This window comes from Gordonia insulae, from assembly GCF_003855095.1.
GTDB classification, from domain to species: Bacteria; Actinomycetota; Actinomycetes; order Mycobacteriales; family Mycobacteriaceae; genus Gordonia; species Gordonia insulae.
On the sequence record NZ_CP033972.1, the window covers coordinates 2,174,314 to 2,190,245 of the forward strand.

Consider the following 15,932-nt stretch of genomic DNA (forward strand, 5'->3'; position numbering starts at 1 on the left):
CCCCTCAGTCCGACGCCGGGAGCGGTTTGGCCTGGGCGGTGACGAGGAGTTCCCCGTTGAGCGCCAACGAGCCCTCACCCGGTTTGGTGCATAGCACCTCGATCACATCGGCGGAATCGACATATCGCTTGCCGATCAGCGTTCCGTTCATCTGTGCCGGATCGGCCTTCGCCTCCGGTGCGGCTTGGCCCTTCTCGACCATCGGGGCGCCGCCACAGGTCAACTCGACGTCGCCGTCGGGCACTCGTGTGATGATCACGTTCGTTGTGTCGACGGCACTTGCCAGTGCCAGTCCCACTCGCAGCTTCACTTCGTCAACTCCTAGCCGTCGAAAGTCTGTCGGATGTCCTCCAGAGTGACGACGATAACACATTAATCCGTTAGATGAATAGACTGATTCGTCCCAGCGCGGAGCTGCTGCCGGAGTGGCGCCTTCTGCACCTTGCCGACCGCCGTCCGCGGCAGCGTGGACACCGTGCGGATCACCTCGGGTGTCTTCTGGCGCGCCACTCCCGCAAGCCGGAAGTGGTCGCCCACTTCGTCGATGGTCAGGCGCTCCGCGCCTTCGCGTAGCACTACGAAGACCGCGACCCGCTCCCCGTACACCGGGTCCGGCGCTCCCACCGCGGCGACCTCGCCGACCTTGGGATGCGTGGACACCACGTCCTCGACCTCACGCGATGAGATGTTCTCGCCGCCGCGGACGATGATGTCCTTCTTCCGGTCCGTCACCGTCAGATAACCGTCGCGGTCGACGTTGCCGACGTCCCCGGTGCGAAACCAGCCGTCATCGGTGAAAGCCTCGGCCGTCAGTTCCGATCTCAGGTAGCCGGCGAAGAGCTCGGTCCCCCGGCTCAGGATCTCGCCGTCGATTCCCGGTGCGACGTCGCGACCGAGGTCGTCGACGATCCTGACCTCGTTGCCCGGCTGGATACGGCCGTCGGTCTGGGTGCGTTTGCCGATCGGATCGTCGGGCGACCCGCCCGCGATGGTCGGATGCTCGCTCAAACCGTAGGCACGGAAAGCCGCGATGCCGGCTGCGTCGGCGCGCTCGACGAGTGCTGCCGGCACCGACGCGCCGCCCACGAGGTAGCCACGCAGGGTCGCAAGCACGACCTCGCCGCGCTCTTGCGCGTCCAGGAGCCCGGACAGATGGATCGGGGCCCCGGCCGTCGACGTCACCGCGTACTCGTCGATCAGCTCCGCCGCTTGAACGGGGTTCCAGACGTCCATCAGTACGGTGGGTGTCGCATGGATCAGTATCCGGAGCAGCCCATTGGCGGCCGCAACGTGTCCGGAGGGGAACACACTGAGGTGCGAGGAGTCCGGACCGGCCCCGTCGGCCACCACCGGCGACAGTGTGTCGGCGATGAGTGAGCGATGGGTGTGCTTGACCCCCTTGGGATCCGAGGTGGTTCCCGAGGTGTAGACGAGCAGGGCGATGTCGTCGGGCTCAGCGGGGTCCTCGCCCTCCCGCCAGTCGGCGGCGGTGTCCTCCCAGCCGATCGCACCGGATGGGATGTCGTCGCCGACGACCACTACTGTGCCGACCGACTTCACCGCACCGGCGTCGATGAGCGCGGATGCCACCAGACGGCCTTTGACCCGCGCCGCCAGGACCACCACCGTCGCTCCCGAGTCACGCAGGATGAACTCGACCTCACGGGGTCCGTAGATGGGCACGATCGGCAGGACAGTTGCGCCCACCAGGAACGTCGCGGCCTGGATGACGAGTCCTTCGTACCAGTTCGGCAGCTGCAGGGCCACGACGTCGCCGCGCCCGATCCCGATGGACTGCAGCCAGGCCGCCCGGGACACCGCGTCGCATCCCAGCATCCCGATGGTGCTGCGATACGGTCGTTCGTCGCTGACCACCACCACGTGTCCGCCAGGATGCCGAGCAGCAGCGTTCCGCGCCGCAGAGCCGATCGTGAGGACCGATGGCGATGGACCTGCGGTCGTCATGCCGAGATCGACGTAGCCATGTCGGCTGCGATGACGTCGAGCAGATCCATCCGGCTGACCTTGGACGAAGGAGTTCGGGGCAAGGCATCGACAACGGCGATGTGCACCGGCACCTCGTAGGGCAGCAGATGCTGGCGGCACAGCCCGTCGAGCTCTTTGGCCAGGGCTGCCCGATCGGTGCCGGCCTCGGCGGGCTCGAGCTCGACGCCCGCCACCGGCACCTGGCCGAGGCGGTCATCGGGCCTGGGCGCCACCGCCGCCTCATGCACTGAAGGGTGCTGCTCGAGCACCTTACGGACCGTGTCGGGATGGACCTTGAAACCACCGCGCACGATCGCGTCGTCGGCCCGGCCGCGTATCCACAGGAATCCGTCGGCATCCACCACCGCGAGGTCACTGGTCCGCAGCCAACTGTCGGCCCCGACCGGCGACTGAGCGGTTCGGATCTCGAGCCGTCCCTGCTCACCAGCCGGGATCTCGGCCCCGTTCTCATCGGTGACCCGCAGCGTCACCCCGGGCAGGGGGCGGCCCGCGCTGCCCGCCTTCGACTCCCACCACTTCTCGTGGAGTGCTTTTGTCCAGTACGCGACCGCACCGGCGAATTCCGTGGCGCCGTAGGTCGGGAGCACTCGAATCCCGTAGGTCTCCAGGAAGTCGTCGATCAGTTCAGGCGGACAGAAGGTCGTACCGGTGGTGACCACCTCGATTCCGTCGAGCTGGTCGGCCGTCACGCCTGCATTGAGAATGGAACGCAGCGCCGCCGGAACCAGACCGGTCGCCTTTGGCCGATGCCGCGTGATGACCCGCAGCCAGGGCTCCAGCGCGAATTTGGTCATGAGAACGATGCGCCTGCCGGCAAACAGCGGACCCAGCGCTCCCCAGAAGCCACCGATGTGCACCAGTGGGGTCGAGACGATGCTGACTCCGCGACGGAACAACGAATCCGTCGGCGGCGCCGGCACACTTGTGGAGATGGCGGTGTCGAACTGCTTCTCACGCAGCAACACCCGCTTGGGCGGGCCCGTGGTTCCAGAGGTCAGCATCTCGACGATCACGCCGGGCGAGATGTCGGATTGCCGCGCCGCGCGAACCTCGCGGTCGTCGAACACCTGCACCGCATCGGTGCCCAACGCCAGTACCAGCGCATCGCCGGCGGACTCCCGCACCCCGTCACCCGCGAGTGCGGTTGCCGTTCCGACCACGACCGGCACGTCAGCCCTGGCGATGTCGGCACTCAGCCGTTCCGGCGGCTGCAGGGAACTGAACGTCACGATGCATCGTCGTCGTGCGATGAGCGACAACAGGACCGCCACGCACTCGGGCCGGTTCTCCAGGATCAACCCGACCCGGGTGCCCTCACCGTGGCCGTACTCGCCCAGCACAGAGTCCAGTGAGCGGTCGATACCCTGCAGAGTTCCCCAGGTGGTCCATGACTCCTCGAACTCGATCGCCTCCGCGTCGGCCGGGGCGTTGTCGAGGAGCTCCGCGAATCGCGATCGGCTGTCCATGTCAGCGGCCCTTCCACACTGGCGCACGCTTCTCGGCGAACGCGGTGGCGCCCTCGCGGGCATCCTCGGAGGTCATCACCGGCCCGATGAGCTCCATCTGTTTGGCCCATCCCTCATCGATGGTCCAGTCCGAAGACGATCGGGCGATCTGCTTGGTCACCGCAACTGCAAGCGGGCCATTCGCGGCGATGGCCGACGCCAGCTCGACAGCACCGTCGAGCGCGCCGCCGGGAGGCGTGAGTCGGTTCACCAGGCCGAGGGCGGCAGCGCGCTCGGCACTGATCGGATCGCCCGTGAGCAGCAACTCGAGGGCGACGGCCTGTGGAATGCGCTGCGGGAGCAACATGGCGGCGCCTGCGCCGGCGACCAGAGCTCGTTTCACCTCGGGCACGCCGAGTTTCGCGTTCTCGGCAGCGACGACCATGTCGCAGGCGAGCAGCAGTTCGAAGCCACCGGCCACGGCCCAGCCCTCGACAGCTCCGATCAAAGGTTTACGCGGCGGCGCCTGAGTGATCCCGCCGAGCCCGCGACCTTCCACGACCGGGCTCTCCCCCCTCAGGAATGCCTTGAGATCCATCCCCGAACAGAAGGTGCCGCCCGCACCGGTGAGGACACCGACGCGGAGTTCGTCACTCTCCTCCAGTTCGTCGATCGCGGCGGCGATTCCCTCGGCGACCGCACCGTTGAGTGCGTTCTTGGCCTCGGGCCGGTTGATGGTGATCACCTGTACGCCGTCGCGGCGTTCGACAACAACCTCGTCTGACATCTCGTCCTCGTCTTCGGTCGGATCGGCCGGTCTTGCCGGCGCGGCGTCCCGGCGATGGGTCGCCATGGGGTCTCTTCGCATCAGCACACTAGCACATAATCAGTTTAATGATTAAGCTGTCTTGGTACCTGATCTTCGGAGAGGAAAACAAGCATGGCTGCACCCCGTTCGGTGTTCACACCCGAACATGAAGAGTTCCGCGGAGTGGTCCGCGACTTCCTGGCCCGCGATGTCGCGCCCTACCACGAACAATGGGAGCAGGCCGGTCAAGTCGACAAGACCGTTTACAAGGCCGCGGCACAGGCCGGCGTTCTGGGCTTCTCGGTTCCCGAGGAGTACGGGGGACTCGGCGTCGACGACTTTCGCTACAACGCGATCGTTGCCGAAGAGCTCGGTGCCTCTCACCTGAGCGGACCCGCCCTCACGTTGCACAACGACATCATCGCGCCCTACCTGCTGCGCCTGACCACCGAAGCGCAACGTCAGCGCTGGCTCACCGGATTGGCAAGCGGCGAACTGACATTCGCCATCGGGATGAGTGAGCCGACTGCCGGCTCCGATCTCGCCGGCATCAAGACGTCGGCGCGCCGCGACGGTGACGAGTGGGTGATCAACGGCCAGAAGACGTTCATCTCCAACGGAATTCTCTCCGACGTCGTGATCGTGGTGTGCCGCACCGACCCGGATGCGGGCCACAAGGGATTCAGCCTGATTCTCGTCGAGAAGGGCACTCCCGGCTTCGAACTCGGGCGCAAGCTCGCCAAGATCGGACACCATGCCCAGGACACGTCGGAACTCTTCTTCTCCGACTGCCGGGTTCCGGCGAGCAACCTGCTCGGCACCGAGGGCCGCGGCTTCTATCACCTCATGGAGAACCTGCCGTCCGAACGCCTGTCCATCGGCATCAGTGCCGTGGCCGGCGCGCGCAGCATCTTCACCCAGACAGTGCAGTACGCGCACGACCGCGAGGCGTTCGGCCAGTCGATCGGCTCATTCCAGGCCAACCGCTTCACCATCGCCGAGATGGCGACCGAGCTCGACATCGCGCAGATCTACATCGACAACTACATCCACCAGGTCCTCGACGGCACCCTCACCGCGGTCGATGCGGCCAAGGCCAAGTGGTGGTGCACGGAGTTGAACAAAAAGGTGGTCGACCAGTGCCTCCAGCTCCACGGCGGCTACGGATACATGCTCGAGTACCCGGTCGCCAAGGCGTACCAGGACGTGCGGATCAGCACCATCCTGGGCGGCACCACCGAGATCATGAAAGACATCATCGGGCGTGACCTGGGCTTCTGACCGTTTCGCACACAACACTATCCACTGAAAAGGAGACACATCACATGGAGATCAAAGGCAAACTCGCCGTCGTCGTCGGAGGCGCCTCGGGCATGGGCCGGGCCAGCGCCGAACTGCTCGCCGAACGTGGGGCCCAGGTGGCGATCATCGACCGCCCGGGCGGCGCCGGTGAGGAAGTCGCCACCGCGATCGGCGGAGCATTCATCGAAGGCGACATCACCGATCACGAGGGCATCGAGGCGCAGCTCGCGCAAGCCGTCACATCGTTGGGCGGCTTACACATTGCGGTCAACACCGCCGGCGGCGGCATCGTCGGTAAGACACTCGGCAAGGACGGGCCACATGCGCTCGACGCCTTCACCAGCGTCATCAATCTGAACCTCATCTCCACGTTCAACCTCAATCGACTGCAGGCCGCGCACATGGCCCAGTCCGATCCGAACGAAGACGGCGAGCGTGGCGTCATCATCAACACATCGTCCATCGCCGCGTTCGAAGGACAGATCGGGCAGGTCGCCTACAGTGCGGCCAAGGCCGGCATCGCGGGTATGGCGCTGACGATGGCTCGCGACCTCGGGTCGTACGGCATCCGGGTTCTGGCGATCGCGCCGAGCCTGTTCAACACCGGTGCGGTCGCCGGACTGCCTGAGGACATGGTCGGTCCACTCGTCGCCGGCAACGCCTTCCCCAAGCGGATGGGACAGCCAGAGGAGTACGCCAAGCTCGCCGCCGCGATCGCCGAGAACGCCATGCTCAACGGCCAGTGCCTGCGACTCGACGCCGGCATGCGCTTCGCCCCGCGCTGACTCGTAGCGCGAGAACACAGCAAAGCGCCTCGCCCTAATCGTTCCGGGCGAGGCGCTTTGCATCGGCGCCGATCCCCGCTGTCAGGCGATGACACCTCGTTTTCGAAAATCGCCGAGTTGCTCTGCGGAGTAACCGAATTCGCCGAGCACGGAATCGGTGTGCTGTCCGATGGTGCAGCCGGCATCGGCCTTGGTGGCCGACCGCGAGAAATGCAGCACCGGCGCGATCCGACGGTGTTCGTCGAAGATCGGGCTCACGGCGTCGACGCTGTAGCCCGCCTCATAGTACTCGTCACTCTGCAGCAGGCCCTCGGAGTTGCGCTCGGTGACCTCGACGCAGCCCACGTCCTGGGACTGCAACTCGTTCTCCCACTCGAGCTTTGCCCGTTTCCCGAAGATCCCGGCAAGTACCTCTGTCAGTTCGGCATCATGCTCGCGGCGCGCCTCGAAAGTGGCGAAGCGGGCATCGCCGCCGAGATCGACGTAGGGTTCGAGCGCCGTGACGAGCGGGGCCCACTCCGACTCCTTCGGAGCTGCCAGGAACACGAAGCCATCCTCGGCGGGATAGATGCGGTAGAGCGCATGAATCCCCCAGAAGCCCTCGTCCACGACCGGCAGACTGGTGGCGCCGTCGTACTCGTTGTTGAGGTGCATCAGCGCGCCCAGAGCCGAACCCAGCATGGTCGTCGTGATGCCGTCCATCGACGTGCCGCGATCGCGGGCGTAGAGGCCGAGCATGATCGTTGACGCCACCCCGAGCGCTGCGACGCCATCGGCCTGAGCTACCGGAACAGCGTTGGCCGCGTGCAAGGTGCGCGCTCCGTTGCGGATCTCCTCGTCGGAATGCGGCGTGTCGTTGCGCCCCCGGCCGTCGACCGACGCCAATCCCATTGCCGCACCGACCGAGGGTGCGTATGCCGGTCGTGCGCCGTACGGGCCGTCGACGCCATAACCCACTGCGCTGATGTAGACGAGGTCGGGTTTGATGGACTTCAGCGTCTCTTCATCGACACGGGTCCGCTTGGCGGCGCCGGCACGGAAACACTGGAGCACGACGTCGACGCCCTTGACGAGCTCGTGGACAATCGCCTGCCCCTCCTCCGAGCGGAGGTCCACCACGACGCTCTCCTTGCCCTGCAACACCTTCGCGCCACCTGCCTCGGGGAACGGCACCAGCACACGGATGTTGTCGCCACCGGCCTCCTCGATCTTGATCACCCGCGCACCGAGGTCGGTCAGCAGGGTCGCACCGTACGGCCCGGCGAACATCACGCCGAACTCGAGGATGGTGATTCCGTCCAGAGGAAGCCCGGATGAAGCGTCCGTAGAGCTACCGAGCGGGGTCGCCGCGGCAGCGAGCGCACGGAGCTCGGCGCTGTGGTCGCCGGGCATTGGCGCCGCGGTCGGCTCGGTGAGCGGGCGCCCGTTCACCTGTATCTGGGTGGACGGCTGCTTGACCGGCCCCAGTACCGGATGCTCGACGGTGATCGCCCGACCTTCGTGCACCACCTGCGGATGCTCGAACGCGCCTGTCGGCGTGCGGAAGACCTCGGCACTGACATCGGGGTTGCGCTCGAAGGCCTCCTGCCACTCGGCAAGGCTCCGCTGCCCCACACGCGAGATCATCTCCCACCAGAACTCCTGGCGCAGGTCCGGATCCTCGAGGACCGGGAAGCCCTTCCATTTCGGATCGGCCAGCCATTCGATGAGACCGAGTTCGGTGAGCCACGCCTGCATCAATCGTGGTGCGGTCTGGGCGAATTGGAGCCACGTGCCGTCGCTGCTCGGTGCGATGAGCAGGGCGAACAGCAGCGGAGCAGCGGGCCTGCCCTGATCGTCGTAGGCCACATCCTGAGGCGTGTATGCCCCTGGGTAGCGTTCCAAGACCATCTCGTAGAACCAGTTGTACGGGTCCATCGCGCCGATCCCGAGTACGAGATTGGACTCGACCACCTGCCCGTGGCCGCTGCGTTCGCGTTCATGCAGCGCGGCGAGCACTCCGTGCACAGCACACTGTGCCGCACCCCACGACGCATACGGCACGGACACATACGCGGGACCCGGCCGCGAGGTGAGTTGACGTTTGTTGTGCAACACGCCCGCTTTCGCCATGACCAGACCCTCGTAGCCCTTGTAGTGACTCCACGGACTGTTGGAGCCCCAGCCGGTGATGCTGGCGACCACGAGGCGCGGATAGTCGGCGGAGAGCCGCTCTGCGGTCATTCCGAGACGCTCGGCGGTCGAGGGCCGCATGGTGCTCACCATGACGTCGGCTTCCGCCAGCAAGCCACGAAGCACGTCACGGTCGGAGTCGTCGTGGACGTCGAGGGTGATGCTGCGGCGGCTGCGCAGCAGCCCCGGCCAACCCGGATAGTCACGCACGGGGCTGCCACCTGGAGGTTCCACCATGATCACGTCGGCTCCGGCATCGGCGAAGAACTGACTGAACTGAGCGCCGGGCAGCGTGCTCGACAGGTCGACGACGCGAAGTCCGGCAAGCGGTGCGACAGCAGGATCGGGGGTCACATTCATCGTGGAGCTCTCACTTCGGTCGTCGGACTGTGATCGGTGCCACTCATCCTGCCCAATCGGGCACGGATGGCGCAAGGATTTTCGACTAATTCATTAAACTATTTCGTGACCGGAGACGGCTACCGAGAGTCGTCCCATATACATTTAACTGATTATACTGGTTCCGTGGCAGTCGAGACTACGCACGACGCATTGAGCCGACCGATCCCGGAGCGGATCGCGCTCGTGGAGGTCGGACCTCTGCGATTCCGGGGTGGCGTCAGCCCGGGTCCGCCGACGCGCACCTACGGCGGTGAGGTCGCCGCCCAATCCGTGCTCGCCGCCTACCGAACGGTTTCGGCCGATCGCGACATCCATGCGGCACATATGCATTTCCTGCTCCCCGGCGACACCACCGTCCCGGTGGAGTTCGAGGTCGAGGAGAGCCGAGATGGCCGGTCGTTCAGCTCCCGACACGTCCGGGCGTCCCAGGCCGGTCGGGTCATCTTCACCATGACCGCGTCATTCCAGCGGCCGGAGAAAGGGTTGGAACACCAGGTACCACGGCTGGACGCACCTCGGCCCGAGACCCTTCCCACCCCCGAGGAGATGTTCGCCGACGATACCGAGAACCTGGAGTGGGTCCGCTGGCTGACCGACAGCATCGATGTGGACGCCCGGTTCCCGATGTTGCCGGCACGATCCTCGGCCGCGCGTGGCCATCGCGTGGACCCCCGACAGAGCGTCTGGCTGCGATCGCGGCGCCGTGTGGGCACGACGTCGGCCGACCGCAATGCCGCACTCGCCTACATCTCCGACCTCCTGCTGCTCTCCGCAGCACTCGGGCCGCACCAGCTGACGCTGCAGGGCGGCGAACTCCAGTTCGCGACCGTCAGTCACTCGATCTGGTTTCACGCGCCGCTGTCGGTTGAGGACTGGTTCCTGTACGAACAGGACTCGCGATGGGCGGGTTCGAGCCGCGCGCTGTGTCGCGGGGAGATGTTCGACGGGACCGGCCGACTGTGTGCGACGACGATGCAGGAGGGACTCATCCGGGTCCGGTCCTGACAATCATGCAGATCCCGTGACCGATGCCGGGCCGAGAATCCGCACCCGGACTCGTGGTGTGTGCGACATGGGAGACCGACCAAGGTGCGACGATTCACGACACCGGGCGGAGACCCGAATGTGTGACACCTATAAACGGTACATTTATCTACATGTCTGTCACAGCTACAGGATCGTCCGCCGAGGCCCCGCGGGTCGGCACGGTGATGCGCGCCCCCAAGACCGCCGAACTCATCGCCGGACATCTGCGTCGCCAGATCGTGAGAGGTGAGCTGACCCCCGGCGAGACTCTACCCCCGGAGATGCAGCTCATGGAGCAGTTCGGGGTGTCGCGGCCAACGCTGCGAGAAGCATTCCGGATTCTGGAAGCGGAGAGCCTCATCGGAGTACGCCGCGGTGCCCGCGGCGGAGCACAGGTTCTCGCGCCCGACCCGATGGTCGCCGCGCGACACGTCGCGTTGCTCCTACAACTTCAGGGCACCACGATCCAGGACGTCTATGAGGCGCGCATGGTGTCCGAGCCGGTCTGTGCCGGCATGCTGGCCAGGATCCGAACCGACGAGGATCTCGCTGACCTGCAAGAAGTGGTCGCCAAGCTCTCCTCATTGATCAAGTCCGCTCCGGAGCAGACACCGGACATGTCTCAGTGGAGCGCGACCACATACCGATTTCACGAATTACTCCTGCAGCGATGCGGCAACAAGACCCTCGCGGTGCAGGGCGCCGTGCTCGCCGACATCGTGGAAACCCACCTGGCCCGCACCATCTCTCAGGGGATGAGCCGGGAGCAACAGGCGCAACCGCCGAGCATCGACAAGACTCTGCGCTCCTACCGGAAAATGGTTCGCCTGATCGAAGCACGGGACGGCGACGGCGCCGAAAAGCATTGGCGGTCCCACATGCAGATCGCCGCCAAATACCTGTTCATGTTCGATCCGCAGAACATGCCGCTCGTCGATCTCTTCAGTTGAACCGGGCTCGCGGTCCGATCACGGCGATGTCGAGAGAAGGTCGACCGGCACCTCGACGAGCCGGGCCTGTACGTATTCGAAGACCGATTTGCCGATGCTGTCGACCAGGAGGTTGCTCGATCCACCGCGGCCCAACAGTTGCGGGAGTACGAGGTGTAGACATACCGGCTATGGCGCGATGTCGCGCTCGAGGCGCAGGGCTGTTCGCGCTTGTGGCGACCACCAATCCCCGATTCTCCCCGAGATGTGCTGCACGCGCTGCAGATCACGCTGTCAACGGCCGCCCCGTGGCGGAACCATGCAGACCGCACATCGCATCTCACGCAAGCGCAAGAGTGGTCAGTATGTCCGGTCCGAATGCCTCCTCGCCGATACTCCACGGTCCTGCGTGTATCGCGGTCAGCGCCTGGCCCAGTTCGGGCCGGCGCGCGAGCAGTTTGAGCACCCGTGCCCGGCGGGTATCCCGATCCGACATTCCGAATCCGCTGACGAGATCAGCCAGTGCGGTGCTGAAACGCAGTCGTCTCGTCCGCTCGGTCCGTTCCACTGCATAGGCCGCAAGCACCTCCGGACCCCACCGCTGATTGTCCAGCAGCACCTCCGACAACACACGCGCATCACGCAGACCGATACTCAGCCCCTGCGCGGTCACCGGGTTGCTCCACCCGGCAGCGTCGCCGACGAGGGCGGCGCCGGGCATCGCCGGTGTGCTGGTCCACGAATCGCACATCGGGAAAGTTGCACAAGGTCCGACAGGTGTCGACTCGGCGAGACGGTCCGAATCCGGGAAGATCGGGGTGCGGTACGCCTCCAGGAAGGCGGTGATCGCCTCACGTCCGGTCAGCGGTTCCGGATCGTCAACGTGCCGACCCACGTACAGACGCAAACGGTTGTCGGCTCGTGGAATCACGATGAACTGGTTGCGTCCGTCCACGGCGATCGTCGTCACACGCCGATCCCAGACTCCGGCGTCGTCGACGAGCATCCCGGTGAGTTTCACGCGCGCCTGAGTCGACGCCATCTCGACACCAAGCGCAGCGCGCGTCGTCGAGAACTTTCCGTCGGCCGCGATGATCAACCGGCATGAGATCTCTTCGGTGCGCCCATCGAGTTCGCACGTGACGACCGGACTGTCCCCGGCCCGAACCGTCGATCTGCGAACACCGCGGTAGAGGGTGGCACCTTCTTTCACCGCGGCATCGGCAAGGGCCTCGCGTAGTTCCGGATGACCGATCCCGATCACTCCCGGTGCGCCCGGTACCGCATCCGACAGGTCCGTAGCCAACTCCTGTGCGCCCGAAACGGTCAGCGCGGCGTCGTACGGGACCATGCGTGTGATGACGGAGACGCCGTCGGCGTCCATGATTGCGCCATCCACACCCAGTGCGGCCGCCTCGAGGAACCCCCACGGAACGATCGCTTCTCCCCGCACCATGTCGCGGTAGGACGACTCCCGCTCGAGGACCACGACACCCACGTCCGCGGCAGCAAGTCTGGCCGCGAGCGCGCTGCCGGCGACTCCTCCGCCGACGATGACGACATCAGTCTTCATGCTGACCCAATCCGTTGATTTACTGTCACTAAATGGATAGCATTTACCCATAATTAATGGAAGTCCCCCTTGAGATCAGGACATACGGGAGGTGCGATGCCAAGGCAGCGCGGCGGAGTCCAATCGGCACCGTTGGCAACCGCCGACATTCTCGATGCAGCGCTACGCGTGGTCGAGCGCTCGTCCCTGGACGCACTGACGGTGCGCGCCGTCGCCGACGAATGCGGAGTCACACCGCCGGCAATTCACTACCACCTCCGTGGCGAGCGCGATCTGGCAACACTCGTCGTCGAGGCGGTGGCACGCGAGATCACGGTACGGTTGGACCCGTCGACCTCGTGGCAGGATCAATACATCGAACTCGTCCTGGCCATGGACAGAACCTTCCTCCGTTACCCCGGAACCGGCGCCCGAGCGCTGACGGCGACTGGAAAGTCTCCGGCGGCAAGTAAACTCACCGAGACCGCACTCGACATCCTGCGAGGCGCCGGGTTCGGCGAGCAGGAATGCGTCGAGATCTTCGCCGCGACCTATTTTCTGTACGTGGGTTGGCTCTCAACGCGGCAGATGGCCCAGAGCGACGCCATCCACCCATCTCTGGCCGCGGCCGGGATCTCGGCGCCGGAGCGGGTGCAGACCGAGCCATTGATCGCATCATTGGACTGCATTTTCACTGGACATGTACCACGACAAGGGAGTTGACCGACGTGACCGACAAAACCACAAACTGGGTGACCGACTACTACGCCGCATGGGATTCGGCAGACGTCGATCAAATCGTGAACTGGTTCGCCGACGACATCGTGTTGGAGGATGTGCCGATGGCCCACGTCGCATCGGGACCGGAGCAGGCACGCGAATTCGTCGAACACGCAATCGCACTCACCCCGGGAACCACCTACGAAGTGGTGAACAGCGTGGTCACCGACGACGCCTTCGCCACGGAGTGGATCATGCGGCCCGCGGGCCTGCGTGGATCATCGGTCGGCGCGACTCGCGACGGCAAGATCGTGAACAATCGGGACTACTGGAATGCGGGCGGTCGCAGCCAGATGTGACGTGCGCTGATCGATACGCCAGTCGACAACCGGTGCGCTTGCCACGGCAACACTTACGATACGGGAGCCGTCCGTGATGGATGTCTCGGGTGCCGAGGTCTGACTGGGAGGATGGACGCATGACTGCGGTTGACAACACGCAAGGGCGGCCGCGCGACCCGGAGGTCACGCGACGAATCACCGAGGCGGCCCTGCTCGAGTACAGCCGCACCGGCTGGGCGGCGTTCACCATGGACGGCGTCGCGCGCCGTGCGGGAGTCGGGAAGGCGGCCCTTTACCGGCGCTGGAAGTCAAAGGAAGGTCTCTTGGTCGATGCGCTGGAGGCTCGGTCACAACCAGTGACGGAGACGGTCGATCAGGGCGACTTTCGGTCCGACACGATCGCGCTGGCAGCCGAATTGATGTGCCACTTTCTGGACCCGGCGGGATGGGCCACCTTGCGTATTGCCGTGGACGCCGCCGACAACACCGCGCCGCTCGCGCAGTTCTACGAGCGAATAGTGCTGGCGCACCGAGAAGCAGTGGCCCGCTTCTTCGAGCGCAATGTCGCACGCGGCGCGCTGTCACCCGGCGCCTCAGCCGCCGCACTCGCCGAATGCCTGTTCGGAGCCGTCTTCATGCACGTCCTCGCAATGGCCCCGGCCGACCGCACCGCGGCCCGTGACTCGGCCATCGAGCACGTGACGCCTCTGGTCGACCTGCTCCTCAACGGAGTATCCACAGAACACGCTCGAGACTGAGCGGCACCGCCGCGCGACACATCCACCTTCCATCACCGAACTCACGAAACGCGTTTCCGACGCGGGACACTGTCTACACAAAACACTTGCGGACGATTCCCGTTCCGTATATTGTGACTGTGATCCACACCATACAGATGACCTATTAATCTGTTTTTCGATCGACCGGAGGTCGAGAATGAGACTGTCGATCGAGCCGAGCGCGTGCCAGGGCCACGCGGTGTGCAGCGTGACGGCACCAGCACTCGTTGATTTCGACGACGAGGGCCACGCCGTACCCCACCACGAGACGCTCCCCGACCACCTCATCGACGCCGCGCGACGGATGCGGCTGTCCTGCCCGGAAAGAGCAGTCTCCCTTGTTGATTGATTCCTGATCACTCCAGAGAAGGTGTCCATGACGACCGACATCCCCGCCATCCCCAGCATCGACTTCGACCATCACTCCGAGCATTACGCGCGCCATTGGCGCGAGATCAATGAGCAGAACCGTGCTGCGTGCCCGGTTGCCCATACCGACGCGCACGGCGGATTCTGGGTTCTCTCCTCCTACGAGGACATCGCGACAGTCGCCAAGGACGACGCAGCATTCTCCTCGTACCAAGAACTCGACGACGGCACCCACACCGGCGCAACGATTCCAGCCGGCCCGATCCGGCAGGTACCCATCGAGATGGACCCCCCGGAGTTCACGGCATACCGCAGGCTGTTGAACCGGTCTTTCGCCCCCGCGGTGATCGCCGAATGGGAAGACTACATCCGCAGTGCGACCACCTACTGTATCGATCAGGTCATCGATAGCGGCACTTGCGATTTGGTTGCTGATGTCCTCAATCCCGTGCCGGCCATCACCACCCTGTCCGTGCTCGGTCTGCCGACCGAGGACTGGCGCAGCTTCTCCGACACGATTCACGAGATGGTCCACACCCCACCTGATCCCGATGGCAACTTCGCTGCCGACGACGCCGCGCAGAGGCTCATGGAGCTCTTCGTCACGGTCACCGAAACCATCTCGGCGCGCCGCCAGAATCCGACCGATGACCTCATCTCCACGTTGGTCCACGCAGAGATCGACGGCGAGCCGATGTCTGATCAGCGCCTGCTCGAGATCATCAGCCTGGTCATCTTCGGCGGCGTCGACACCACCGGCAGCCTGTTGAGCAGTGTGCTGCGATGGCTGGAGGCGAATCCACATGAGCGCGAACGGCTCGCCGCGGATCCTGGCTTGATTCCACAGGCCACCGAGGAGTTCTTGCGCTTCTTCTCTCCGGTGCAGGGACTCGCGCGCACGGCCACGCACGACTGCGTGATCGGCGACCAGCAGATCCGCAAGGGCGAACGGCTCTTCCTGTCCTGGGCGTCGGCGAACTTCGACCCGGCACTGTTCCCTGATGCCGACCAGGTCGAACTGGACCGATTCCCCAACCGGCATCAGTCCTTCGGCATCGGCGTGCACCGATGCCTCGGATCGAACTTGGCGCGACTGGAGTTCCGCGTGGTTCTCGAGGAGATCCTGCGTCGGATGCCCGATTTTCACATCTCCGATGATGCCGAACCATTCCGCTCCATCGGTGTGGTCAACGGCTGGGTCAACTTGCCCACCACCTTCACCGCCGGCGTCCGCGAGGGCTCCGACGTCGGTGGAAACCCCGCGCTCACCCTCTGATCGAACTCTGATCCACCGC

General features: G+C 65.1%; 15 protein-coding genes. 9 read left to right on the forward strand and 6 right to left on the reverse strand.

From position 1 onward, the window contains the following. Positions 1 to 4: 4 nt before the first annotated feature. From D7316_RS09820 to D7316_RS09835, 4 genes are all read right to left on the reverse strand, one after another. A complete protein-coding gene (locus D7316_RS09820) occupies positions 5 to 310 on the reverse strand; it encodes a hypothetical protein (RefSeq protein WP_005199164.1) in 306 nt (101 codons plus the stop codon). A 62-nt stretch (positions 311 to 372) separates the two neighbouring features. Then, positions 373 to 1,965 (reverse strand): class I adenylate-forming enzyme family protein, encoded by a 1,593-nt coding sequence (locus D7316_RS09825; RefSeq protein ID WP_124708124.1) that lies wholly within the window; start codon positions 1,963 to 1,965, stop codon positions 373 to 375. Continuing rightward, positions 1,962 to 3,473: a class I adenylate-forming enzyme family protein gene (locus tag D7316_RS09830; protein ID WP_124708125.1), complete on the reverse strand. Its 1,512-nt coding sequence runs from the start codon at positions 3,471 to 3,473 to the stop codon at positions 1,962 to 1,964. Before D7316_RS09830 ends, D7316_RS09825 begins: the two co-directional genes overlap by 4 nt. A 1-nt stretch (position 3,474) precedes the next feature. Beyond that, the gene (locus tag D7316_RS09835; protein WP_124711235.1) at positions 3,475 to 4,239 is read right to left on the reverse strand and encodes a crotonase/enoyl-CoA hydratase family protein; all 765 of its coding nucleotides are present in this window, start codon (positions 4,237 to 4,239) and stop codon (positions 3,475 to 3,477) included. A 153-nt stretch (positions 4,240 to 4,392) separates the two neighbouring features. Here D7316_RS09835 and D7316_RS09840 point away from each other — a divergent pair, with 153 nt between their 5' ends. Together D7316_RS09840 and D7316_RS09845 are read left to right on the forward strand one after the other, a co-directional pair. After that, a complete protein-coding gene (locus D7316_RS09840; protein WP_124708126.1) occupies positions 4,393 to 5,541 on the forward strand; it encodes an acyl-CoA dehydrogenase family protein in 1,149 nt (382 codons plus the stop codon). Positions 5,542 to 5,585: 44 nt separating this feature from the next. Then, positions 5,586 to 6,347: an SDR family NAD(P)-dependent oxidoreductase gene (locus D7316_RS09845; RefSeq protein WP_124708127.1), complete on the forward strand. Its 762-nt coding sequence runs from the start codon at positions 5,586 to 5,588 to the stop codon at positions 6,345 to 6,347. Between the two features lie 81 nt (positions 6,348 to 6,428). On the opposite strand, the gene D7316_RS09850 is transcribed toward D7316_RS09845, so the two are convergent. Continuing rightward, complete coding sequence (locus D7316_RS09850; RefSeq protein ID WP_124708128.1) at positions 6,429 to 8,879, reverse strand: CaiB/BaiF CoA transferase family protein; 2,451 nt, start codon at positions 8,877 to 8,879, stop codon at positions 6,429 to 6,431. Positions 8,880 to 9,044: 165 nt separating this feature from the next. On the opposite strand from D7316_RS09850, the gene D7316_RS09855 reads away from it, so the two are divergent. Both D7316_RS09855 and D7316_RS09860 read left to right on the forward strand, forming a co-directional pair. After that, positions 9,045 to 9,926, forward strand: a complete 882-nt coding sequence (locus D7316_RS09855; protein ID WP_124708129.1) for an acyl-CoA thioesterase — start codon at positions 9,045 to 9,047, stop codon at positions 9,924 to 9,926. 152 nt (positions 9,927 to 10,078) lie between these two features. Continuing rightward, complete coding sequence (locus D7316_RS09860; RefSeq protein WP_232016849.1) at positions 10,079 to 10,897, forward strand: FadR/GntR family transcriptional regulator; 819 nt, start codon at positions 10,079 to 10,081, stop codon at positions 10,895 to 10,897. A 319-nt stretch (positions 10,898 to 11,216) separates the two neighbouring features. On the opposite strand, the gene D7316_RS09865 is transcribed toward D7316_RS09860, so the two are convergent. Next, positions 11,217 to 12,449, reverse strand: coding sequence for an FAD-dependent oxidoreductase (locus D7316_RS09865; protein WP_124708131.1), 1,233 nt, complete (start codon positions 12,447 to 12,449; stop codon positions 11,217 to 11,219). Between the two features lie 132 nt (positions 12,450 to 12,581). On the opposite strand from D7316_RS09865, the gene D7316_RS09870 reads away from it, so the two are divergent. The 5 genes from D7316_RS09870 to D7316_RS09890 all read left to right on the forward strand — a co-directional run bounded on the left by D7316_RS09870 (position 12,582) and on the right by D7316_RS09890 (position 15,913). Beyond that, positions 12,582 to 13,151: a TetR/AcrR family transcriptional regulator gene (locus D7316_RS09870; RefSeq protein ID WP_232016850.1), complete on the forward strand. Its 570-nt coding sequence runs from the start codon at positions 12,582 to 12,584 to the stop codon at positions 13,149 to 13,151. 5 nt (positions 13,152 to 13,156) lie between these two features. After that, entirely contained in the window at positions 13,157 to 13,507 is a 351-nt protein-coding gene (locus D7316_RS09875; RefSeq protein WP_124708133.1) for a nuclear transport factor 2 family protein, read from the forward strand. 119 nt (positions 13,508 to 13,626) lie between these two features. After that, the gene (locus D7316_RS09880; protein WP_005199151.1) at positions 13,627 to 14,247 is read left to right on the forward strand and encodes a TetR/AcrR family transcriptional regulator; all 621 of its coding nucleotides are present in this window, start codon (positions 13,627 to 13,629) and stop codon (positions 14,245 to 14,247) included. A gap of 178 nt (positions 14,248 to 14,425) precedes the next feature. Then, the gene (locus tag D7316_RS27715; protein ID WP_124708134.1) at positions 14,426 to 14,617 is read left to right on the forward strand and encodes a ferredoxin; all 192 of its coding nucleotides are present in this window, start codon (positions 14,426 to 14,428) and stop codon (positions 14,615 to 14,617) included. Between the two features lie 27 nt (positions 14,618 to 14,644). Next, the gene (locus D7316_RS09890) at positions 14,645 to 15,913 is read left to right on the forward strand and encodes a cytochrome P450 (RefSeq protein ID WP_124708135.1); all 1,269 of its coding nucleotides are present in this window, start codon (positions 14,645 to 14,647) and stop codon (positions 15,911 to 15,913) included. Positions 15,914 to 15,932: the final 19 nt, after the last annotated feature.